This is a genomic window from Streptomyces sp. GS7, assembly GCF_009834125.1.
Lineage (GTDB): Bacteria > Actinomycetota > Actinomycetes > Streptomycetales > Streptomycetaceae > Streptomyces.
The window spans coordinates 615,950-636,801 of the sequence record NZ_CP047146.1 but is presented as its reverse complement, the minus strand read 5'-3'; the positions used below and the strand labels follow the sequence as shown (position 1 = coordinate 636,801).

Below are 20,852 nucleotides of genomic sequence, written 5' to 3'. Positions count from 1 at the left end.
GCCCGCGTCACCCCTCGGCGATCACCACCGCCGAGGCGACGCCCGCGTCATGGCTGAGCGACACATGCCAGGACCGCACGCCCAGTTCGGCCGCGCGCGCCGCGACCGTGCCGTGTACCCGCAGCCGCGGCTGCCCGCTGTCCTCGACGTACACCTCCGCGTCCGTCCAGTGCAGCCCGCCCGGCGCGCCCAGCGCCTTGGCCAGCGCCTCCTTGGCGGCGAACCGGGCCGCCAGCGAGGCCATCCCGCGCCGCTCACCGCCCGGCAGGCAAAGCTCCGCTTCGTTGAACAGCCGCTGCGCCAGCTCCGGTGTCCGTCGCAGCGCCGCCTCGAACCGGTCGATCTCCGCGACGTCGATCCCGACCCCAATGATCACCGGGTCACTCCACCGTGACGGACTTGGCGAGGTTGCGCGGCTGGTCGACCTCGTTGCCGCGGGCGGTGGCCAGCTCGCAGGCGAACACCTGGAGCGGCACCGACGAGACCAGCGGCTGCAGCAGGACCGGCGTCCGCGGGATGCGGACGAGGTGGTCCGCGTACGGCACCACCGCCTCGTCCCCCTCCTCGGCGATCACGATGGTGCGGGCACCGCGCGCCCGGATCTCCTGGATGTTGGAGACGATCTTGTCGTGCAGCACGGACCGGCCGCGCGGCGAGGGGACGACCACCACGACCGGGACGCCCTCCTCGATCAGCGCGATCGGGCCGTGCTTCAGCTCCCCGGCCGCGAACCCCTCCGCGTGCATGTACGCCAGCTCCTTGAGCTTCAGCGCGCCCTCCAGCGCCACCGGATAGCCGACGTGGCGGCCGAGGAAGAGCACCGTGTTCTGGTCCGCGAGACCGCGGGCCAGCTCCCGTACCGGCTCCATCGTGCCGAGCACCTGCTGCACCTGCGTCCCGATGGCCGCCAACTCGCGCACCACGTCCTGGATTTCGTCGCCCCACTTCGTCCCGCGCACCTGCGCCAGGTACAGCGCGACGAGGTAGACCGCCACCAGCTGCGTCAGAAACGCCTTCGTGGACGCCACCGCGACCTCCGGCCCGGCGTGCGTGTACAGCACCGCGTCGGACTCCCGGGGGATCGTCGAGCCGTTGGTGTTGCAGATGGCCAGCACCCGCGCGCCCTGCTCGCGGGCGTGCCGCAGCGCCATCAGCGTGTCCATGGTCTCGCCGGACTGGCTGATGGCGATCACCAGCGTGCGGTGGTCGAGGATCGGGTCCCGGTAGCGGAACTCGCTGGCCAGCTCGGTCTCGCACGGAATCCGCGTCCAGTGCTCAATCGCATACTTGGCGATCATCCCCGCGTGGTACGCCGTCCCGCAGGCCACGATGACGACCTTGGAGATCTCCCGCAGCACCGCCGGCGGGATCCGCACCTCGTCCAGCGCGAGCACCCCGGCCGCGTCGATCCGGCCCAGCAGCGTGTCCGCGACCGCCTTCGGCTGCTCGGCGATCTCCTTGAGCATGAAGTAGTCGTAGCCGCCCTTCTCGGCGGCCGAGGCGTCCCAGTCGACGTGGTAGTTCCGCACCTGTGCGGGCGCGCCCTCGAAGTCGGTGACCGTCACCCCGTCCCGGCGCAGCTCCACGACCTGGTCCTGCCCCAGCTCGACGGCCTCCCGGGTGTACGCGATGAACGCCGCCACGTCCGAGGCGAGGAACGCCTCGTCCTCGCCGATCCCCACCACCAGGGGGGAGTTGCGACGCGCCCCGACCACCAGGTCCGGTGCGTCGGCGTGCACCGCGACCAGCGTGAACGCGCCTTCCAGCCGCCGGCACACCTGCCGCATCGCCTCGGCCAGCTCACCGCACGAGGAGTACGCCTCGGCCAGCAGATGCGCGACCACCTCGGTGTCCGTCTCGGACGCCAACTGGTGGCCGCGCTCGGCCAGTTCCCCGCGCAGCGCGGCGAAGTTCTCGATGATCCCGTTGTGGACGACCGAAACCCGCCCGGAGTTGTCCAGATGCGGATGCGCGTTGGCGTCCGTCGGCCCGCCGTGCGTCGCCCACCGGGTGTGCCCGATCCCGGTCGATCCCGCGGGCAGCGGACGGTCCGCCAGCTCCTTCTCCAGATTGGCGAGCTTCCCCGCCTTCTTGGCCGCCGCCAGCCCCCCGTCGGCCAGCACCGCGACGCCCGCCGAGTCGTAGCCCCGGTACTCCAGCCGCCTCAGCCCGGCGAGTACCACGTCCAGGGCACTCTGCCCGCCCACGTATCCCACGATTCCGCACATGGGGGGCAGCCTACGCGCCGCCCCGCGACGGGCGGAGTACGGGCGCGCGCGACGGCGGGGGCCGCCGGAGCGGCCCCCGCACGGGCCCTGCACGGCCTCCGGGAACGCCCCCCGGTCCGGCTCAGTGCCGCGCCCCCGCAGGGGCCCGGCTCACCGTCCCCGCCCCCTCGGCCAGCTTCCACTCCCGGTTCAACGGGCCCAGCGGTACCCGGCGTTCGAATATCGGCGTACCGAAGATGTCGAGGTGCGCACGGAGCGCGCCCGAGAGGTCGACGCCGCCGAAGGCGGCCCAGCGGCCGGTGGCGGAGGCGGAGCCGTCCGTGGCGGCGGTGGCGCTGCCGGCCACGTCGGCGCGCAGGTACGGGGCGACGGTGGCGGTCACGCCGAGGCTGCCGTAGAGGCCGATGCCGGCCTCCGCGCCGAGGCCGGCCTTGACCTTGCCGGCGGCGGACACGGTGGCCCGCACGGGCGTGCTGTGCATCTCGGCGCGGGCGATCGGGGCCCAGCCGGCGGACTGCCGGTAGCTGCCGCCGACCGCGAAGTCGCCCTTGAGGTCCTGCTTGACGTCGACGGCGGCCTTGCCGTCGGCGTCGATCTGGAGGTAGCAGGTGAGGTCGAGGTTGACCACGACCGGCACCGGCCCGACCTGCACGACGGGGTCGGCGTGCAGCTTGGCGAAGGGCACGCGCAGCGGCTGTGCCCCGGTGGAGGCGGCCGCCCGGCCCTTGAGCTCCCACTGGGAGGACCAGGCGCCGGTCAGGGTCAGCGAAGCCCCGCCGACACCACCGCCCTTGTCGCCCTTGCCGCCCTCGTAGGAGAAGTCGACCTCGGGGGCGAGCTGGACGTATCCGGCGGCCGACGCCTCGGCGGAGACGGGCCCGCCGGGGGGCGTGGGCAGCGCGGCGCCGACGTCCAGCCGCAGGGTGCCGAGGGGCAACTGGGCACCGTGCGGGCCGAAGCGGAGGCCGCCGTTCCTGGCCCAGGAGACCTTGACCTTGGGGGCGAGGGGTTCGACCGTCACCGAGCGCGGGTCGACGGGGACCGTGCCGTGCGCCGTGGCGTCGCCGAGCAGCGCGTCGAGCGTGGCCGGCGCGGTGGCGACCTCGGTGCCGTGGCCGGTCCGCCCGACGACCCGGGTCACCTTGGCGAGCACGCCCCGGGGCGCGCCGGGCGCCGGGGCGCTGGCGATGACATCACCGACGGCCACGTCCGCCTTGGGCGCGGGAGCGCTCTTCGACGGACCGTCGGAGGGCGCGGCGGACGGACCGGCCGACCGGTCGGCGGACGGGCTGCCGGACGGGCTGCCGGACGGCGAAGGTGTCGGCCGGGTGCTCGGTGTGCTCGGTGTGCTCGGCGAAGGCCGCACCGCCGAGGAGGCGATGACGGCCCGTCCGCTCTTCCGGTCGAAGGACGCGATCGTGAGCGCCGACTTCGCGGCCGGCCGCCCCTTGGCGCCGCCCGGCCGGGCCACCGCGCTCGGGGTGCCACCGCCCGCATCGGCATCGGCGGCCCGGACGGCCAGTTGCGGCACGGCCGTCGACTCCGCGGCCGCCGGCTCCGCGCCGGAGCCGGCGGCCGCGGGCGCACCGGACCCGGGTCCCGCGCACCCGGCGACGAGCAGCGAGGCGGTGGCGACGGCCAGTAAGGGGGCAATCCCGGAACGGGCAAATCTGGTGGATCTGCGCACAGTTGGATCCTGAGGGGGGTGAAGTGTGGGGCGGACCGGGGAAGTTGACACCCGGCCGAACCGCTACCCGCTGGTAACGATCCGCAAGATCCTGTCATGCGCACCGCGGGCAAAACACCCGTTCACCCGCCGTAAACGGATGATCTGGCTCACATCCGCACGCCCCCGGCCACCCGCCCCGCACCGCGGACACCCCTCAACACCCGCGCTGACACCGGCGCGTATACCCGCGCGCTATTCGGTCCTGCGCCTCCCGGACCAGCTCCCGGAACTCCTCGTCCGCCGCCGCGTCCCCGCCACCGGGCCCGCTCCCCGGCTCGTGGCACTCCAGGAAGTCGGCCAGGTCCTCGCCCACGTCCTCGTCCGGCAGCTGCTCGGCCAGCTCCTGGCGTATCCGCGCCGCGTACTCCTCCGACGCGAGCGCCGCGCCCGCCCTCCGCCGGCGCCGCTCGCGCGCCCGCTCCCGCAGCGGCTCCCACAGGCGTGCCCGCACGCCACCCCCCCACTCGATCCCGCGGCCCGTGCCCGGCGCCGCCCCGGCTGCCGACCGTACCGGGCCCGCGGCACCGGGTACAGGCGCGCGGCCGCGGCCCCGCGAACCGGCGCACCGCCACCCCCGGCGCGCACCGCCCGCACCGGCTGCGGACAATGGGGCCCGTGCCCCTGACGACGGATCCGCAGCAACGACGCCGCGCCGAACGCTCCCCGTACGTCGATCTGACGCGCGCGGAGTGGAGCGCCCTGCGGGAGAAGACCCCGCTGCCCCTGACCGCCGACGAGGTCGAGCGGCTGCGCGGCCTGGGCGACGTCATCGACCTCGACGAGGTACGCGACGTCTACCTGCCGCTGTCCCGACTGCTCAACCTCTACGTGGGCGCCACCAGCAACCTGCGCGGCGCCCTCAACACCTTCCTGGGCGACGCGGGAGGCGGCCACGGCTCCCAGCCCGGCACCCCGTTCGTCATAGGGGTCGCGGGCAGCGTCGCGGTCGGCAAGTCCACCACCGCCCGGCTCCTCCAGGCGCTGCTGGCCCGCTGGCCCGAGCACCCGCGGGTCGAGCTGGTCACCACCGACGGCTTCCTCTTTCCCAACGCCGAACTGCACCGGCGCGGCCTGATGTCCCGCAAGGGCTTCCCGGAGTCGTACGACCGCCGGGCGCTGACCCGCTTCGTCGCCGACGTGAAGTCCGGGAAGGCCGAGGTCACCGCGCCCGTCTACTCGCACCTCATCTACGACATCGTGCCCGGCGAGCGACTGGCCGTGCACCGGCCCGACATCCTCATCGTCGAGGGCCTCAACGTCCTCCAGCCGGCCCTCCCCGGCAAGGACGGCCGCACCCGCCTGGGCCTCGCCGACTTCTTCGACTTCTCCGTCTACGTGGACGCCCGCACCGAGGACATCGAGCAGTGGTACCTCGGCCGGTTCCGCAAGCTGCGCGAGACCGCCTTCCAGAACCCGTTCTCGTACTTCCGCAAGTACACCCAGGTCTCCGAGGACGAGGCCCTCGACTACGCCCGCATGACCTGGCGCACCATCAACAAGCCCAACCTCCAGCAGAACGTCGCCCCCACCCGGGGCCGCGCGAACCTGGTCCTGCGCAAGGGGTCCGACCACAAGGTCCAGCGGCTGTCGCTGCGCAAGCTCTGACACGGCTTCGGCCCGGTTCCGGCGACTGCCGGAACCGGGCCGAAGTGAGCACCGGAGCGAAAACCCGCTACAGCCCTAGCCCAGCGCGGACTTGACCGCGTCGGCCAGCCGGCCGGCCACCGACCGCGCCTGCTCGATGTCCGCCGCCTCGACCATCACCCGCACCAGCGGCTCGGTGCCCGAGGGGCGCAGCAACACCCGCCCGGTCGCGCCCAGTTCGCGCTCCGCATCGGCGACCGCCGCGGACAGCTCGGGCGAGCTGGCCACCCGCGACTTGTCGACGTCGGGGACGTTGATGAGGATCTGCGGCAGCCGCTCCATGACGCCCGCCAGCTCGGCCAGCGACCGCCCGGTCGCCGCGACCCGGGCCGCCAGCATCAGACCGGTCAGCGTGCCGTCGCCGGTCGTGGCGTGGTCCAGCACGATGACGTGCCCGGACTGCTCACCGCCCAGCGCGTAGCCGTGGGCCTTCATCTCCTCCAGCACGTACCGGTCGCCGACCGCGGTCTGCACGAAGTCGATGCCCTCGCGCTCCATCGCCAGCTTGAAGCCCAGGTTGGACATCACGGTGGCGACGACGGTGTTCTTGCGCAGCGTCCCGGCCTCGCGCATGCCGAGCGCCAGGACGGCCAGGATCTGGTCGCCGTCGATCTCGTTGCCGTCGCGGTCCACGGCCAGGCAGCGGTCCGCGTCGCCGTCGTGCGCGACACCCAGGTCCGCACCGTGCTCGACGACGGCGGCCCGGAGCTTGTCGAGGTGCGTCGAGCCGCAGGCGGCGTTGATGTTCAGGCCGTCCGGCTCGGTGCCGATGGTGACGACCTCGGCGCCGGCCCGCGCGAACGCCTCGGGCGAGACCCGCGCCGCCGCGCCGTGCGCACCGTCGATGACGATGTTCAGCCCGTCCAGGCGGTTGGGCAGCACGCCGACCAGGTGCGCGACGTACTTGTCGAACCCCTCGTCGTAGTCGGTGACCCGGCCGACGCCGGCGCCGGTCGGCCGCTCCCACGGCTCACCGGAGCTGTGCGCGCGGTAGGTCTGCTCGATCCGGTCCTCCAGCTCGTCGGCGAGCTTGTGGCCGCCGCGGGCGAAGAACTTGATGCCGTTGTCGGGCATCGGGTTGTGGCTGGCGGAGAGCATCACGCCCAGGTCCGCGCCGAGCGAACCCGTCAGATACGCCACCGCCGGGGTCGGCAGCACGCCCACCCTCAGCACATCGACACCGGCGCTGGCCAGACCGGCCACCACCGCCGCTTCCAGGAACTCCCCCGACGCCCGCGGATCGCGACCGACCACCGCCACCGGCCGGTGCCCTTCAAAGCTGCCTGCCTCGGCCAGCACATGCGCCGCCGCGACCGACAGGCCGAGCGCCAGCTCCGCCGTGAGATCCGCATTGGCGACGCCGCGCACTCCGTCCGTGCCGAAGAGTCGTCCCACTGGTGTCCTCCGAGTTTCTGAGCTTGGACCAGAGCATCAATTCCAGGTATACGCCCCAGGTCCCGGATGCCGAACGCCCCGGCAGCACGGAAGTGCCACCGGGGCGTTCGCCAAGAGCTGCCCTGTTGCAGCGAGCGGGATTAGCGCTTGCTGTACTGAGGCGCCTTGCGGGCCTTCTTGAGACCGGCCTTCTTGCGCTCGACCGCACGGTCGTCACGCTTGAGGAACCCGGCCTTCTTCAGGGCGGGGCGGTTGGCGTCCACGTCCGCCTCGTTCAGCGCACGGGCCACGCCCAGGCGCAGCGCACCGGCCTGGCCGGAGATGCCGCCGCCGGAGATGCGGGCGATGACGTCGTAGCGGTCGTCGAGCTCGAGCACCTTGAAGGGCTCGTTGACTTCCTGCTGGTGCACCTTGTTGGGGAAGTAGCCCTCAAGGGTGCGGCCGTTGATCTTCCACTTGCCGGTGCCCGGGACGATCCGGACGCGGGCGATGGCGTTCTTGCGGCGGCCCAGGCCGGCGGCCGGCTGCGGGTCACCGAAGCGGGAGGCGACGGACTCGGAGGTGTAGTCGCCCTCCAGCGGAACCTCGGTCTCGGTGGTGTACTGCTCGACCTCGACCTCGTCCAGCGGGGTCTCGGGGGTGGTCTCAGCCACGATGCTCCTCAGATTCTCTATCGTCTTAGGGGGTGGCCGGACTTACTGCGCGACCTGGGTGATCTCGAACGGGACCGGCTGCTGCGCAGCGTGCGGGTGCTGGGCGCCCGCGTAGACCTTCAGCTTCGAGAGCATCTGACGGCCGAGGGTGTTCTTGGGGAGCATGCCCTTGATGGCCTTCTCGACGGCCTTCTCGGGGCTCTTGGCCAGCAGCTCGTCGTAGCGGACGGAGCGCAGACCACCCGGGTAGCCGGAGTGGCGGTAAGCCATCTTCTGGGTCTTCTTGTTGCCGGACAGGTGCACCTTGTCGGCGTTGATGATGATGACGAAGTCACCGGTGTCAACGTGAGGGGCGTAAACCGGCTTGTGCTTGCCCCGGAGAAGGGACGCGGCCTGGCTGGCCAGACGGCCCAGGACAACGTCCTGCGCGTCAATGATGTGCCACTGGCGCTGAACATCGCCGGGCTTGGGGCTGAACGTACGCACGTCTTAGCCTTCGCTTCGTAAGTGATGGGTCCTGTACTGGCCACCGCGGCTGATCACACAGCAGGGCGGTGCTACGGGTGACGCAACCCGATCGTCCGCCGCTGGTCAACGGCCCGGTGAGCCGGCGTAAGGGCCCCTCACGTGAGATAGAGCAAGCCAATACGCATAACGAACTGGCAGAATACCGGCCCGCCCCCAGCGGGGTCAAAACGCGTCCCGGACCGGCTCCCGGCCCCCCGCCGGCTCACCCGCTGACCCGCCCGCCGCCAGCGGCGCCCGCCCGCGCCCCGCGCAGGTCCACGCGGTCGCCCCCGCCAGCAGCCACAGCGCCGCCGCGTCCCTGAAGGCCCGCCGCTGGATCGCCTCCAGGTGCGGCCACGCGAAGCCGGAGACCTGCGGCACCAGCGCGCACCAGAACCAGGCCGTCCGCGGCACCGACCCGGCCACCACCACCGACGCCAGCAGCGGCCCCAGCACCACCAGCAGATAGTGGTCGAAGGACGGCCTGGAGACGAGGAAGGCCGCCAGCATCAGCATCGCCGCGGTCTCCACCAGCCGCCGCGGCCCGGCGTCGGCGCGCCGCCACCGCACCCGGGCGCACCCCAGCCCGACCGCCGCCGCGAGCACCGCGACCCCGTACGCGAGCGGCGCCGGCACCCCCAGCCGCGTCAGCACCATCCCCACCGAGGCGTCGTACGGCCGGGCGAAGGCGTCCTGCCCGCGGAGCAGGAACGGCAGTGTGTGCGTGAAGAACATCCCCGGCCGCGGCATCACCAGCGCCGCCGCCACCGACGCCGCCACCGGGATCCCGGCCGCCACCGCCAGCGCCCGCCCGCGCCGGGCGAGGACGAAGAGCAGCAGCAGCGGCACCAGCATCGGCTTGACCGCCAGCGCGCACCCGACCACCGCACCGGCCGCCGTCCACCGCCCGCGCGCCGCGCAGAGCACCGCCGCCGGCAGCGCCACCACCGACGCCAGCGTCCAGTTCCCGATGTTCGCCACGTTGCGCAGCGGCTCGAAGAACACCAGCCCCGCCACCCCCAGCGCCGCCAGCCGGCTGCCCGCGCCCACCCGGAAGATCCGCAGCGACGCCCACCATCCGGCCAGCACCGCCGCCGCCCCGGCCACCGGCACCAGCAGCCGCAGCTCCCGCGTACCCAGCAGCGCCTCGGGCACCGCCGCGAGCACCGCGCTCGGCAGGTAGAGGAACCGCTTGTCGGCGTACGGGGCCCCGCCGTCCAGCAGCGCCCGCGCGGCCCGGACGACGAAGTCGTTGTCCATCCCCAGCGTCGGGCTGGTCCGGTGCAGCTCCCAGACCAGCACCGCCAGCAGCCCGCCGGCCACCGACCGCAGCCCCCACGAGGCCCGCCCGCGCAGCCACGCCGCAAGGGCCGACCCCTCCGCAGGCCCCTCCGCCGCCTCCCCCACCAACTCGACTGAAATGACAGGCTTGCCCGGCTTGGCGGACTTGCCTGACTTGACCGGATCCTCCGCACTCATGCGGCCAGGCTAAGAGCCGCCCCGGCCACCGCTCCCGCCCGACACTCCCCCAGCGGGCCGGCACGCCCTCACGCCCTGGGGCGGCCCCGCGCCTCGTCCCACACCGGCTGAGCCGTCTCCCGTACGGTCCCGTCCGCGCCGAACACCAGGAACCGGTCGAAGGACCGCGCGAACCACCGGTCGTGGGTCACCGCCAGCACCGTCCCCTCGTACGCCTCCAGCCCCTCCTGGAGCGCCTCCGCGGACTCCAGGTCCAGGTTGTCGGTCGGCTCGTCCAGGAGCAGCGCGGTCGCCCCGGACAGCTCCAGCAGCAGGATCTGGAAGCGCGCCTGCTGTCCGCCGGACAGCCGCTCGAAGCGCTGCTCGGCCTGCTTCTCCAGCTCGTAGCGGCGCAGTACGGACATCGCCTGGCCCTGGTTCCTGGCGTGCTCGGTCCACAGCACGTCGAGCAGGGTGCGGCCCATCAGCTCGGGGTGCGCATGCGTCTGCGCGAAGTGCCCGGCGACGACCCGGGCGCCCAGCTTCCAGGCACCGGAGTGCGCGACCGGGTTCTGCGTGTCCCCGGCCAGCAGCCGCAGGAAGTGCGACTTCCCCGAGCCGTTCGAGCCCAGGACGGCCACCCGCTCCCCGTAGAACACCTCCAGGTCGAAGGGCCGCATCAGGCCGGTCAGTTCCAGGCCCTCGCAGGTCACCGCCCGGACGCCGGTGCGCCCGCCGCGCAGCCGCATGGTGATCTCCTGCTCGCGCGGCGGCTCCGGCGGCGGGCCGGCCTCCTCGAACTTCCGCAGCCGGGTCTGCGCCGCGGCGTACCGCGACGCCAGCTCGTGGCTGACCGACGCGGCCTGCCGCAGCGAGACCACCAGCTTCTTCAGCTGCGCGTGCTTCTCGTCCCAGCGCCGCCGCAGCTCCTCGAAGCGCGCGAAGCGCTCCCGGCGAGCCTCGTGGTAGGTGGCGAAGCCGCCGCCGTGCACCCAGACGTCGGACCCCGCAGGCCCCGGCTCGACGCTGATGATCTTCTCCGCGGCGCGGGCCAGCAGCTCCCGGTCGTGCGAGACGAACAGCACCGTCTTACGGGTCTGCCGCAGCTGCTCCTCCAGCCACCGCTTGCCCGGCACGTCCAGGTAGTTGTCCGGCTCGTCCAGCAGCAGCACCTCGTCCGTACCGCGCAGCAGCGACTCCAGCACCAGCCGCTTCTGCTGGCCCCCGGAGAGCGTGCGCACCTGGCGCCACTGCGCCTTCTCGTACGGCAGCCCCAGCGCCGCCGTGGTGCAGATGTCCCAGGCCGTCTCGGCCTCGTAGCCGCGCGCCTCGGCCCAGTCGCTGAGTGCCTGCGCATAGGCCATCTGCGCGGCCTCGTCGTCACGCGTCATGATCGCCTCTTCGGCCGCGTCCACCGCTGCCGCCGCCTGGCGGATCCGCGGGTGCGCGACCGACACCAGCAGGTCCCGCACCGTCCGCTCGTCCTGTACGGACCCCACGAACTGCGGCATCACGCCCAGCCCACCGCCGACCGCGACCGTCCCGCCGTGCGGCTCCAGCTCGCCCGCGATCAGCCGCAGCAGGGTCGTCTTGCCCGCGCCGTTGGCCCCCACCAGCGCCACCGAAGCGCCCTCCCCCACCCGGAAGGACACATCCCCCAGGAGAGCCCTCCCGTCCGGCAGGTAGTACTCCAGGTGCGCGGCTTCCAGATGTCCCATGGGCGGGATTGTCTCCGCCCCCCACGCGTTCCACCAACCGCATTAGGATGCGCGGCATGAGCTTTGGGCAAGGGGGGCCGTTCGGCGGCCCCGGGGGAGGCACCCCGGACTGGGACGCGCTCGCCGACGAGAGCGAGGCGCGCGGCCGCCGCAAGCGCTGGATGATGATCGGCGGCGGCGCCGTCGCCACCCTCGCGATCGCCGGCATCGTCGCCGTCGCCGTCATGAACAGCAACTCACCGGGCGGCAACCCCACGGCCCAGCCCACCGCCTCCGGCCAGAGCGCCGCGGGGAACGACAAGCCGTCGTTCCCCGACGTCTCGGTCCCGCCGCCGCCCAACCCGCAGGACTACATCTCCGACCCCAAGAAGGACACCGCGCCGCTCACCCCGGCCACCCTCTTCCCGCAGAAGAGCATGGTCGTCGGCGAGAACAGCTACCCGCAGACCGCCACCGACAGCAGCACGGACTGCACCGCCGCCGCCCAGGGCGCGCTGGTCTCCTCGCTCACCCACAACGGCTGCAAGCAGCTGCTGCGCGCCACCTACGCCAAGGACGGGGTCGCGGTCACCATCGGCATCGCGGTCTTCGACTCCCCCGCCAAGGCCACCGCGGTGATGAACGAGGGCAAGCCCAACCTCACGCCGCTCTCCGGCGGCGGCGTCCCGGCGAACTTCTGCCAGGGCACCAAGTGCCGGATGACCACCAACGCCACCGGCCGCTACGCGTACTTCACCATCGCCGGCTACACCAACGGCAAGGACGTCGGCGCCGGCGACACCAAGGCCCAGCAGATCAACCGGGACGGCGGCTCCTACGCCTTCGCCCAGATCGCCCAGCGCGGCAAGGACCAGGCCGCCAAGGCCGCCGCGCAGCAGCTCCAGGACGCCCGTCGGAAGGCCGGCAAGTCCTGACGCCGAGTGGCACCTCCCCCGCGCCCCTGCGGCGCGGGGGCCCCGGCGCCGCCGCTCGGCGGCTGCCGCCGCTCAGCAGCAGCCTGCGCCCGGCAGGGACCGCTTGTTGCGCGCCTCCTTGTTGCGCGCCATCAGCAGCTCGTCGGCCGGGTACCCGACCTCCTCCAGCGTCAGCCCGTGCGGCCGTACGACGTGGACGGCGGAGTCCCGCACCCCCGCGGCCAGCACCTTCGCCGGCCACTCCACCGGCCGGTGCCCGTCGCCCACGAACAGCATCGCGCCCACCAGCGAGCGCACCATGTTGTGGCAGAACGCATCGGCCCGCACCGTCGCCGTGATGATCCCGTCCGCGCCCCGCTCCCAGCTCAGCTCCTGGAGCGTGCGGATCGTGGTCGCGCCCTCCCGCCGCTTGCAGTAGGCCGCGAAGTCGTGCTCCCCGAGCAGCGGCCGGGAGGCCGCGTTCATCGCCTCGACGTCCAGGTCCCAGTCGTGCCACAGCACGTGCCCGCGCAGCAGCGGGTCGACGCCCCCGTGGTGATCGGTGACCCGGTACGCGTACCGCCGCCAGATCGCCGAGAACCGCGCGTTGAACCCGTACGGCGCCTCGGCGACCCGCCACACCCGGACGTCCTTCGGCAGCCGCCCGGCCAGCCGCCGCAGCAGCTTGTCCGCGTGCTCGGCCCACAGCTCCGCCGGCAGGTCCACATGCGCCACCTGCCCCCGCGCGTGCACCCCCGCGTCCGTCCGCCCGGCGACGGTGAGCTCATACGCCTCCGGCGACCGTGTCACGGTCCGGATCGCGTCCTCCAACTCGCCCTGGACCGTACGCCGTTCACGCTGCTTGGCCCATCCGGAGAACTCCGCGCCGTCGTACGACAGGTCCAGCCGCACCCGGACGAAACCGGGCTCCACTTCATCACTCACGCCAGCAATCCTCCCTCACCCCACACGAACCTCGCCCCACACGAAAGCGGGCCCGCCCCGAAGGGCGGACCCGCTCACAGCCAACCGGTGCCTCAGGCTTCGGTGGTCTCCTCGGCCGCAGCCTCGGACTCCTTCACCGCGCGCTTGGTCGCGGCCTCGGCCTCGGCGACGGTCGCCTTCTTGGCGATCTCGCCCTCGACCAGCTCGATGACCGCCATCGGGGCGTTGTCGCCACGACGGTTACCGATCTTGGTGATGCGGGTGTAGCCACCCGGACGCTCCGCGAAGCGCGGGGCGATCTCCGTGAAGAGCGTGTGCACGACGCTCTTGTCCGAGATCAGCTCCATGACCTGGCGACGGTTGTGCAGGTCGCCCTTCTTCGCCTTGGTCACCAGGCGCTCCGCGTACGGGCGCAGACGACGGGCCTTGGCCTCGGTCGTCGTGATGCGGCCGTGCTCGAAGAGGCTGGTCGCCAGGTTGCGCAGCATCAGACGCTCGTGAGCCGCGCTGCCGCCCAGACGGGCACCCTTGGTGGGCTTCGGCATGGTGTTTCTCCTTCATTGCTGCACCGGCCGTATCAGGTACCGGTGTCAGTTCCCCCGAGGCGGCCGCCCCGGGGAAGATCTCACACGGCTGGGGCCCGGGACACCGCCCGGACCCCAGTCGGTCACGCTCAGTACTGCTCGGTCTCCACGAAACCGGCGTCCGCGTCGTCGTCCGCACCGAAGGCGTCGGCGGCGGCGGTCGGGTCGAATCCGGGCGGGCTGTCCTTGAGCGCCAGGCCCATGCCGGCCAGCTTCGCCTTGACCTCGTCGATCGACTTCGCGCCGAAGTTGCGGATGTCGAGCAGGTCCGCCTCGGAGCGGGCCACCAGCTCGCCCACCGAGTGGATGCCCTCACGCTTGAGGCAGTTGTAGGAGCGGACGGTGAGCTCCAGCTCCTCGATCGGCAGCGCCAGGTCGGCGGCCAGGGCGGCGTCCGTCGGGGACGGGCCCATGTCGATGCCCTCGGCGTCGATGTTCAGCTCACGGGCCAGGCCGAAGAGCTCGACGAGGGTCTTGCCGGCCGACGCCATGGCGTCGCGCGGGCGCATGGCCTGCTTGGTCTCGACGTCGACGATCAGCTTGTCGAAGTCGGTCCGCTGCTCGACACGGGTCGCCTCGACCTTGTACGTGACCTTGAGCACCGGCGAGTAGATCGAGTCGACCGGGATCCGGCCGATCTCCTGGCCGACCTGCTTGTTCTGCACGGCGGAGACGTAGCCGCGACCGCGCTCGACGGTCAGCTCCATCTCCAGCTTGCCCTTGCCGTTGAGCGTGGCGAGGACCAGGTCGGGGTTGTGCACCTCGACACCGGCCGGCGGCGCGATGTCGGCGGCGGTGACCAGACCCGGGCCCTGCTTGCGCAGGTACATCACGACCGGCTCGTCGTGCTCCGAGGAGACGACCAGCTGCTTGATGTTGAGGATCAGGTCGGTGACGTCCTCCTTGACGCCCGGCACGGTGGTGAACTCGTGCAGGACACCGTCGATGCGGATGGACGTGACCGCCGCACCCGGGATCGAGGAGAGAAGCGTCCGGCGCAGGGAGTTGCCGAGGGTGTAGCCGAAGCCCGGCTCCAGCGGCTCGATCACGAACCGGGAGCGGTATTCGTCGACGACCTCTTCGGTCAACGAGGGGCGCTGAGCAATCAGCATGGTGTTCGTTCCTTCAGTCGTGGACGCCCGCTATTTGACGTCCGCTGTACTTCAAAGGGTACGGGCGGTACGGCGCCGATGGCTCCGTACCGCCCCTACCACGCTCAGCCCTTACTTGGAGTAGAGCTCAACGATCAGCTGCTCCTGCACCTGGGTGTCGATCACCTGGCGCTCGGGCAGGCTGTGCACGAGGATCCGCAGCTGCGAGGGGATCGCCTCCAGCCACGCCGGGACGGTCTTCTCGCCGGCCTCCGCCTTGGCCACCTCGAAGGGGGTCAGGGTCCTGGAGCCCGTGCGGACCTCGATGATGTCGTTCACGGCGACGCGGGCCGACGGGATGTCGGTCTTGCGGCCGTTGACCTGGATGTGTCCGTGACGCACCAGCTGACGGGCGTGGTCGCGGGACTTGGCGAAGCCGGCCCGGTAGACCACGTTGTCGAGGCGGGTCTCAAGGATGCGCAGAAGGTTCTCACCGGTCTTGCCGGTCTTCTGGTTCGCTTCCTTGTAGTAGTTCACGAACTGCTTCTCAAGGACACCGTAGATGCGGCTGCACTTCTGCTTCTCGCGAAGCTGGAGCAGGTACTCGCTGTCCTTGGTGCGCCCGCGACCGTGCTCACCCGGGGGGTAAGGACGGATCTCGATCGGGCACTTCGCGCTCTCGCACTTGCTCCCCTTGAGGAAGAGCTTCTGCTTCTCCCGACGGCAACGCTTGCAGTCGGCCCCGGTGTATCGCGCCATTGTCTAGTTGTCTCCTACTTCAGTGGGTCAGACGCGGCGACGCTTGGGCGGGCGGCATCCGTTGTGCGGGGTGGGGGTGACGTCCTGGATGGAGCCGACCTCAAGACCGGTCGCCTGCAGCGAACGGATGGCCGTCTCGCGGCCCGAGCCCGGGCCCTTCACGAAGACGTCGACCTTGCGCATGCCGTGCTCCTGCGCGCGGCGGGCGGCCGACTCGGCGGCCATCTGCGCGGCGAAGGGGGTGGACTTGCGCGAGCCCTTGAAGCCGACGTGGCCGGCAGAGGCCCAAGAGATCACGTTCCCGGTCGGGTCGGTGATCGAGACGATCGTGTTGTTGAACGTGCTCTTGATGTGAGCGTGCCCGTGGGCGACGTTCTTCTTCTCCTTGCGGCGCACCTTCTTGGCGCCGGCCGTACGGCCCTTCGGAGGCATGAATTTCTCCCGTGGAGGTGGTCGGTCCTACAGCGAAGACCGCTGGTGAGCGTCCTGCTGAGGACTACTTCTTGCCCGGCTTCTTCTTGCCGGCGATCGCGCGACGCGGACCCTTGCGGGTACGGGCGTTCGTGCTGGTGCGCTGACCGTGCACCGGCAGACCGCGGCGGTGACGCAGACCCTGGTAGCAGCCGATCTCGACCTTGCGGCGGATGTCGGCCTGGATCTCGCGACGGAGGTCACCCTCGGTCTTGAGGTTGTTGTCGACGTACTCGCGGATCTTGACGAGGTCTTCCTCGGCCAGGTCGCGGACCCGGGTGTTCGGGTTCACGCCGGTGGCGGCGAGGGTCTGCTGCGAGAGCGTCCGCCCGATACCGAAGACGTAGGTGAGGGCGACCTCCACACGCTTTTCGCGCGGGAGATCAACGCCTGCGAGGCGTGCCATTGATGTGGCTCCTGATGGCTATTCGGAGGTCTTCCGCAGCACCGTTCCCGTAAGACTCTGCAGAATTACGAGCCGGGTCCCCGGCCTCCGAGCCGGGGGTGTCGTCCCCTCGCGACAGATGCGGGGGTCGGGTGACTGCGTATGTACGTGTCGTGCTTGCGTCGCGCGAAAACTGCGAAATGCAGGTTGGTCGGCGTGCGTCAGCCCTGGCGCTGCTTGTGGCGCAGGTTGTCGCAGATGACCATGACCCGGCCGTGGCGGCGGATCACCTTGCACTTGTCGCAGATCTTCTTGACGCTCGGCTTGACCTTCATGGGATGTGAGGTTCTCCGGGTCAGTGCCGTCGCCCCACGGGAGCGGGGCTTCGACAAGATCTACTTGTAGCGGTAGACGATCCGGCCACGCGTCAGGTCGTAGGGAGAAAGCTCCACCACAACCCGGTCATCCGGGAGGATACGGATGTAGTGCATCCGCATCTTGCCGCTGATGTGCGCGAGGACCTTGTGACCGTTCTGGAGCTCCACCTTGAACATGGCGTTCGGCAGAGACTCGATCACGGTGCCCTCGATCTCGATGGCACCTTGCTTCTTGGCCACGCTTCGCCTTTCGAATCGGCTACCTTGATCGACTCACTTGCAAAAAGTGTCCACTAACGTGCGGGCACACGGATGCACGAGAGCCGACGCGTCAGTCTACGTCAGTGCCTAAGAAAAGACGAATCCAGGGCTATTGCCCACCAGCGGAGATCATTACGCGTTGGGGTCTCCCCTGGTCCCTAAGACCTTGGGGAAGGGTCCGGCGCCACGGTGATCCCCAGCTCCGCCAGCTTGGCCTTGCCGCCGTCCGGCGCGGTCAGCACCAGCGGGCCGTCCTCGGTCAGCGCGACCGAGTGCTCCCAGTGCGAGGACCAGCTGCCGTCGTTCGTCTTGACCGTCCACTCGTCGTCGAGCACATGCGTCTTGGCGGTGCCGAGGTTGACCATCGGCTCGATCGCGATGCAGAAACCGGGCACCAGCTTCGGGCCGCGGCCCCGCTTGCGGTCGACGTAGTTCAGCAGGTGCGGATCCATGTGCATCTGCGATCCGATGCCGTGGCCGCCGTAGTCCTCGACGATGCCGTACTTGCCGCTGGACGGACGCGGCTGGCGCCGGATGTAGCCCTCGATGGCCTTGGAGATGTCCACCAGCCGGTTGCCCTTGGCGACCGCGGCGATCCCCGCCCACATCGACGCCTCGGTGACCCGGCTCAGCTCGATCAGCTCCGCGGAGTGACCCGAGCCGACGAAGGCCGTGTACGCGGCGTCGCCGTGCCAGCCGTCGATGATCGCGCCGCAGTCGATGGAGATGACGTCGCCGTCCGCCAGGACCGTGTCCTCGGACGGGATGCCGTGGACGACCACGTCGTTCACGGAGGTGCAGATGGTCGCCGGGAAACCGCCGTAGCCAAGGAAGTTCGACTTCGCCCCGTGCTCCGCGAGCACCTTGCGCGCCGCGTCGTCCAGGTCCTTGGTCGTGGCGCCCGGCACCGCGACCTCGCGGGTCGCCGCGTGGATGGCGGCGACCACCAGCCCCGCCTCGCGCATCTTGGCGATCTGCGCGGGGTTCTTGATCTCCAGCATGCCGGTGCCTTCCGCCTTCACTCTCGTCCGTGGGTGATTCCCGTTGGACCAACAGTACGGCCGCGGTGCCCATGGTGGACACCGCGGCCGTACGGAGCTGTCTGCTACTCGCCGGTTCCCAGGGCGCTCATCGCCCGCTGGGTCACCTCGGCGACCTTGCCGAGGGCCGGGATCGTGACGACCAGGTCCTGGGCCTTGTAGTAGTCGATGATCGGCTCGGTCTCCGTGTGGTAGACCTCCAGCCGCTTGCGGACGGTCTCCTCGCGGTCGTCGTCGCGCTGGTACAGCTCGCCGCCGCAGACGTCGCAGACGCCGTCGGCCTTCGGCTTGTTGTACTCCGCGTGGAAGACGTGGCTGCTGTCCTTGCGGCAGATCCGCCGGCCGGCGATCCGCTTCACGACCTCGTCCTCGGGGACTTCGAGGTCCAGGACCGCGTCCAGCTCAAGGCCCTTGGCCTTCAGGTACGTGTCCAGCGCCTCGGCCTGGCCGAGGTTGCGCGGAAAGCCGTCGAGCAGGAAGCCGTCGGCCGCGTCGGACTGTTCCATACGATCCTCGGCCATCCCGATGGTGACCGAGTCGGGCACGAGATTGCCGGCGTCCATGTAGGACTTCGCCTCGACACCCAGGGGCGTGCCCTGGCTGATGTTGGCGCGGAACAGGTCCCCCGTGGAGATGTGCGGGATCGCGAGGTTCTTGGCAAGGTACGCGGCCTGCGTACCCTTGCCGGCCCCCGGGGGTCCGACGAGGACGATTCGCATCAGCGGAGGAACCCTTCGTAGTTGCGCTGCTGAAGCTGGCTCTCGATCTGCTTCACGGTCTCCAGGCCCACACCCACGATGATGAGGATGCTCGTCCCGCCGAACGGGAAGTTCTGGTTCGCGTTGAACAGCACCAACGCCACTGTTGGTACGAGCGCGATCAGCCCCAGATACAGCGAGCCCGGCCACGTGATCCGGTTGAGCACGTAGCTGAGGTACTCGGCCGTCGGGCGACCAGCCCGGATACCCGGGATGAAGCCACCATACTTCTTCATGTTGTCGGCAACTTCTTCGGGGTTAAAGCTGATGGCCACGTAGAAGAAGGCGAAGAACACGATGAGCAAGAAGTACGTGACGATGTAAACCGGGTGATTTCCCTTGGTGAAGTTGGTGGCGATCCAGGTCGCCCATGCCGCCTTCGACCCGCTGAACTGTGCGATGAGCGCCGGGATGTAGAGCAGCGACGACGCGAAGATGACAGGAATCACACCTGCCTGATTGACCTTGAGCGGGATGTAAGTGGACGTACCGCCGTAGGACCGACGCCCGATCATCCGCTTCGCGTACTGCACCGGAATGCGCCGCTGCGCCTGCTCGACGAAGACCACCAGGGCGACCATCGCCAGGCCCACCGCGATGACCGCGAAGAACTCGATCCAGCCGTCGGCCAGCTTGCCGGTGAGCTTGATCTGCCACAGGGCGCTCGGGAAACCGGCGGCGATCGAGATGAACATCAGGATCGACATGCCGTTGCCGATACCGCGGTCGGTGACCAGCTCACCGAGCCACATGATCAGGCAGGTGCCGGCGGTCATCGTGATCACCATCGTGATGGTGGTGAAGATCGAGTCGTTGGGCACGATCTGGCTCGCCACCGGGCAGCTCTGGAAGAGCGCGCCGCTGCGGGCGGTGGCCACCAGGCCGGTGCCCTGCAGCACGGCCAGTGCCACGGTCAGGTAGCGGGTGTACTGGGTGATCTTCCCCTGCCCGGACTGGCCCTCCTTCTTGAGGGCCTCCAGCCTTGGGATCACGACGGTCAGCAGCTGGAGGATGATGCTCGCCGTGATGTACGGCATGATCCCCAGCGCGAAGATCGTGATCTGCAGCAGCGCTCCACCGCTGAACATGTTCACCAGGCCGAACAACCCGCTGTTGGCGCCGGCCTGCTTCATGCAGGTCGCGACGTTCGCGTAGTTCACCCCAGGGACGGGGACGTGCGCTCCGATGCGGTAGAGCACGACGATGCCCAATGTGAACAGCAGCTTCTTGCGCAGGTCGGGCGTCTTGAACGCTCGGGCGAACGCGGTGAGCACGGTGCCTCCTGCGCCCCCCGCTTCGTGGGCGGGAGGTGACGGTCTTGAGGATCGACGAATACGTAGCGGCTGTGCCGCACGGACATCGTCCGCGCAGCGGGCTCCGGGGACGCACCCCGGACAAAACAACAGTGCAGGCCACCTTACCGGCGACCTTACCCCCGTGGAACGACCAACCGGGGATGCCCCAATAGATGGGCATCCCCGGTCAGTTGAACCAACGAACTCAGAGGAGTTCGGTGACGGTGCCGCCGGCGGCGGCGATCTTCTCCTTGGCGGAGCCGGAGACGGCGTCAACCGACACCTGCACGGCCACGGAGATCTCGCCGGTGCCGAGCACCTTGACGAGCTCGTTCTTGCGCACCGCGCCCTTGGCGACCAGGTCGGCCACCGTGACCTCGCCACCCTGCGGGTAGAGCGCGGCCAGCTTGTCCAGGTTCACGACCTGGAACTGCTTGTGGGCGGGGTTCTTGAAGCCCTTCAGCTTCGGGAGGCGCATGTGGAGGGGCATCTGCCCACCCTCGAAGCGCTCCGGAACCTGGTAACGGGCCTTGGTGCCCTTGGTACCACGACCTGCGGTCTTACCCTTGGACGCCTCACCACGACCGACACGGGTCTTGGCGGTCTTGGCACCCGGGGCAGGACGGAGGTTGTGGACCTTCAGCGGGTTGGTCTCCGCCAT

Annotated in this window: 24 protein-coding genes; 3 read left to right on the top strand and 21 right to left on the bottom strand. The window is 70.5% G+C overall.

Annotation, left to right across the window (positions count from 1 at the left end; translation table 11 throughout):
* Nucleotides 1-7: 7 nt before the first annotated feature.
* The 3 genes from GR130_RS02660 to GR130_RS02650 all read right to left on the bottom strand — a co-directional run bounded on the left by GR130_RS02660 (nucleotide 8) and on the right by GR130_RS02650 (nucleotide 3,435).
* The gene (locus GR130_RS02660) at nucleotides 8-376 is read right to left on the bottom strand and encodes a holo-ACP synthase (RefSeq protein WP_159503204.1); all 369 of its coding nucleotides are present in this window, start codon (nucleotides 374-376) and stop codon (nucleotides 8-10) included.
* 4 nt (nucleotides 377-380) lie between these two features.
* Nucleotides 381-2,228 (bottom strand): glutamine--fructose-6-phosphate transaminase (isomerizing), encoded by a 1,848-nt coding sequence (glmS, locus tag GR130_RS02655; protein WP_159503203.1) that lies wholly within the window; start codon nucleotides 2,226-2,228, stop codon nucleotides 381-383.
* Between the two features lie 121 nt (nucleotides 2,229-2,349).
* A complete protein-coding gene (locus tag GR130_RS02650) occupies nucleotides 2,350-3,435 on the bottom strand; it encodes a hypothetical protein (RefSeq protein ID WP_328707540.1) in 1,086 nt (361 codons plus the stop codon).
* On the opposite strand from GR130_RS02650, the gene GR130_RS41510 reads away from it, so the two are divergent.
* Nucleotides 3,416-3,928: a hypothetical protein gene (locus GR130_RS41510; protein WP_328707539.1), complete on the top strand. Its 513-nt coding sequence runs from the start codon at nucleotides 3,416-3,418 to the stop codon at nucleotides 3,926-3,928. The two genes, GR130_RS02650 and GR130_RS41510, sit on opposite strands and share 20 nt — an antisense overlap.
* A 183-nt stretch (nucleotides 3,929-4,111) precedes the next feature.
* Here GR130_RS41510 and GR130_RS02645 read toward each other — a convergent pair whose 3' ends face one another.
* Entirely contained in the window at nucleotides 4,112-4,408 is a 297-nt protein-coding gene (locus tag GR130_RS02645) for a hypothetical protein (RefSeq protein ID WP_159503202.1), read from the bottom strand.
* Nucleotides 4,409-4,572: 164 nt separating this feature from the next.
* On the opposite strand from GR130_RS02645, the gene coaA reads away from it, so the two are divergent.
* Entirely contained in the window at nucleotides 4,573-5,562 is a 990-nt protein-coding gene (gene coaA / locus GR130_RS02640; RefSeq protein ID WP_159503201.1) for a type I pantothenate kinase, read from the top strand.
* A 75-nt stretch (nucleotides 5,563-5,637) separates the two neighbouring features.
* On the opposite strand, the gene glmM is transcribed toward coaA, so the two are convergent.
* The 5 genes from glmM to GR130_RS02615 all read right to left on the bottom strand — a co-directional run bounded on the left by glmM (nucleotide 5,638) and on the right by GR130_RS02615 (nucleotide 11,332).
* Complete coding sequence (gene glmM / locus GR130_RS02635; protein WP_159503200.1) at nucleotides 5,638-6,996, bottom strand: phosphoglucosamine mutase; 1,359 nt, start codon at nucleotides 6,994-6,996, stop codon at nucleotides 5,638-5,640.
* Between the two features lie 140 nt (nucleotides 6,997-7,136).
* Nucleotides 7,137-7,649 carry a 30S ribosomal protein S9 gene (gene rpsI / locus GR130_RS02630; RefSeq protein ID WP_159503199.1) on the bottom strand — a complete coding sequence of 171 codons (513 nt, stop codon included), beginning with the start codon at nucleotides 7,647-7,649 and terminating at the stop codon, nucleotides 7,137-7,139.
* A 42-nt stretch (nucleotides 7,650-7,691) separates the two neighbouring features.
* A complete protein-coding gene (gene rplM, locus GR130_RS02625) occupies nucleotides 7,692-8,135 on the bottom strand; it encodes a 50S ribosomal protein L13 (RefSeq protein ID WP_159503198.1) in 444 nt (147 codons plus the stop codon).
* Between the two features lie 204 nt (nucleotides 8,136-8,339).
* Nucleotides 8,340-9,635, bottom strand: a complete 1,296-nt coding sequence (locus GR130_RS02620) for a glycosyltransferase family 87 protein (RefSeq protein WP_159503197.1) — start codon at nucleotides 9,633-9,635, stop codon at nucleotides 8,340-8,342.
* A 68-nt stretch (nucleotides 9,636-9,703) separates the two neighbouring features.
* Nucleotides 9,704-11,332 (bottom strand): ABC-F family ATP-binding cassette domain-containing protein, encoded by a 1,629-nt coding sequence (locus GR130_RS02615; RefSeq protein ID WP_159503196.1) that lies wholly within the window; start codon nucleotides 11,330-11,332, stop codon nucleotides 9,704-9,706.
* 56 nt (nucleotides 11,333-11,388) lie between these two features.
* Here GR130_RS02615 and GR130_RS02610 point away from each other — a divergent pair, with 56 nt between their 5' ends.
* On the top strand, nucleotides 11,389-12,246 hold the full coding sequence (locus GR130_RS02610) for a hypothetical protein (RefSeq protein ID WP_159503195.1): 858 nt from the start codon (nucleotides 11,389-11,391) through the stop codon (nucleotides 12,244-12,246).
* Between the two features lie 72 nt (nucleotides 12,247-12,318).
* Here the strand turns inward: GR130_RS02610 and truA are convergent, their stop codons facing one another.
* The 12 genes from truA to rplO form a co-directional block, all read right to left on the bottom strand.
* Nucleotides 12,319-13,170 (bottom strand): tRNA pseudouridine(38-40) synthase TruA, encoded by an 852-nt coding sequence (truA, locus tag GR130_RS02605; protein ID WP_159503194.1) that lies wholly within the window; start codon nucleotides 13,168-13,170, stop codon nucleotides 12,319-12,321.
* A gap of 92 nt (nucleotides 13,171-13,262) precedes the next feature.
* Nucleotides 13,263-13,715: a 50S ribosomal protein L17 gene (rplQ, locus tag GR130_RS02600; protein ID WP_159503193.1), complete on the bottom strand. Its 453-nt coding sequence runs from the start codon at nucleotides 13,713-13,715 to the stop codon at nucleotides 13,263-13,265.
* Between the two features lie 128 nt (nucleotides 13,716-13,843).
* Nucleotides 13,844-14,866: a DNA-directed RNA polymerase subunit alpha gene (locus GR130_RS02595; RefSeq protein ID WP_003956430.1), complete on the bottom strand. Its 1,023-nt coding sequence runs from the start codon at nucleotides 14,864-14,866 to the stop codon at nucleotides 13,844-13,846.
* A gap of 111 nt (nucleotides 14,867-14,977) precedes the next feature.
* Nucleotides 14,978-15,604: a 30S ribosomal protein S4 gene (gene rpsD / locus GR130_RS02590; RefSeq protein ID WP_159503192.1), complete on the bottom strand. Its 627-nt coding sequence runs from the start codon at nucleotides 15,602-15,604 to the stop codon at nucleotides 14,978-14,980.
* Between the two features lie 27 nt (nucleotides 15,605-15,631).
* The gene (rpsK, locus tag GR130_RS02585) at nucleotides 15,632-16,036 is read right to left on the bottom strand and encodes a 30S ribosomal protein S11 (RefSeq protein ID WP_004571845.1); all 405 of its coding nucleotides are present in this window, start codon (nucleotides 16,034-16,036) and stop codon (nucleotides 15,632-15,634) included.
* A 64-nt stretch (nucleotides 16,037-16,100) separates the two neighbouring features.
* Nucleotides 16,101-16,481 (bottom strand): 30S ribosomal protein S13, encoded by a 381-nt coding sequence (gene rpsM, locus GR130_RS02580; RefSeq protein ID WP_018090888.1) that lies wholly within the window; start codon nucleotides 16,479-16,481, stop codon nucleotides 16,101-16,103.
* A gap of 200 nt (nucleotides 16,482-16,681) precedes the next feature.
* Complete coding sequence (gene rpmJ / locus GR130_RS02575) at nucleotides 16,682-16,795, bottom strand: 50S ribosomal protein L36 (RefSeq protein ID WP_003956441.1); 114 nt, start codon at nucleotides 16,793-16,795, stop codon at nucleotides 16,682-16,684.
* Between the two features lie 60 nt (nucleotides 16,796-16,855).
* Nucleotides 16,856-17,077, bottom strand: coding sequence for a translation initiation factor IF-1 (gene infA, locus GR130_RS02570; RefSeq protein WP_003956442.1), 222 nt, complete (start codon nucleotides 17,075-17,077; stop codon nucleotides 16,856-16,858).
* 179 nt (nucleotides 17,078-17,256) lie between these two features.
* Nucleotides 17,257-18,099: a type I methionyl aminopeptidase gene (gene map / locus GR130_RS02565; RefSeq protein WP_159503191.1), complete on the bottom strand. Its 843-nt coding sequence runs from the start codon at nucleotides 18,097-18,099 to the stop codon at nucleotides 17,257-17,259.
* 104 nt (nucleotides 18,100-18,203) lie between these two features.
* Nucleotides 18,204-18,857, bottom strand: coding sequence for an adenylate kinase (locus GR130_RS02560; RefSeq protein ID WP_159503190.1), 654 nt, complete (start codon nucleotides 18,855-18,857; stop codon nucleotides 18,204-18,206).
* Nucleotides 18,857-20,170 (bottom strand): preprotein translocase subunit SecY, encoded by a 1,314-nt coding sequence (gene secY / locus GR130_RS02555; protein ID WP_159503189.1) that lies wholly within the window; start codon nucleotides 20,168-20,170, stop codon nucleotides 18,857-18,859. Before secY ends, GR130_RS02560 begins: the two co-directional genes overlap by 1 nt.
* A gap of 226 nt (nucleotides 20,171-20,396) precedes the next feature.
* The gene (gene rplO, locus GR130_RS02550) at nucleotides 20,397-20,852 is read right to left on the bottom strand and encodes a 50S ribosomal protein L15 (RefSeq protein ID WP_159503188.1); all 456 of its coding nucleotides are present in this window, start codon (nucleotides 20,850-20,852) and stop codon (nucleotides 20,397-20,399) included.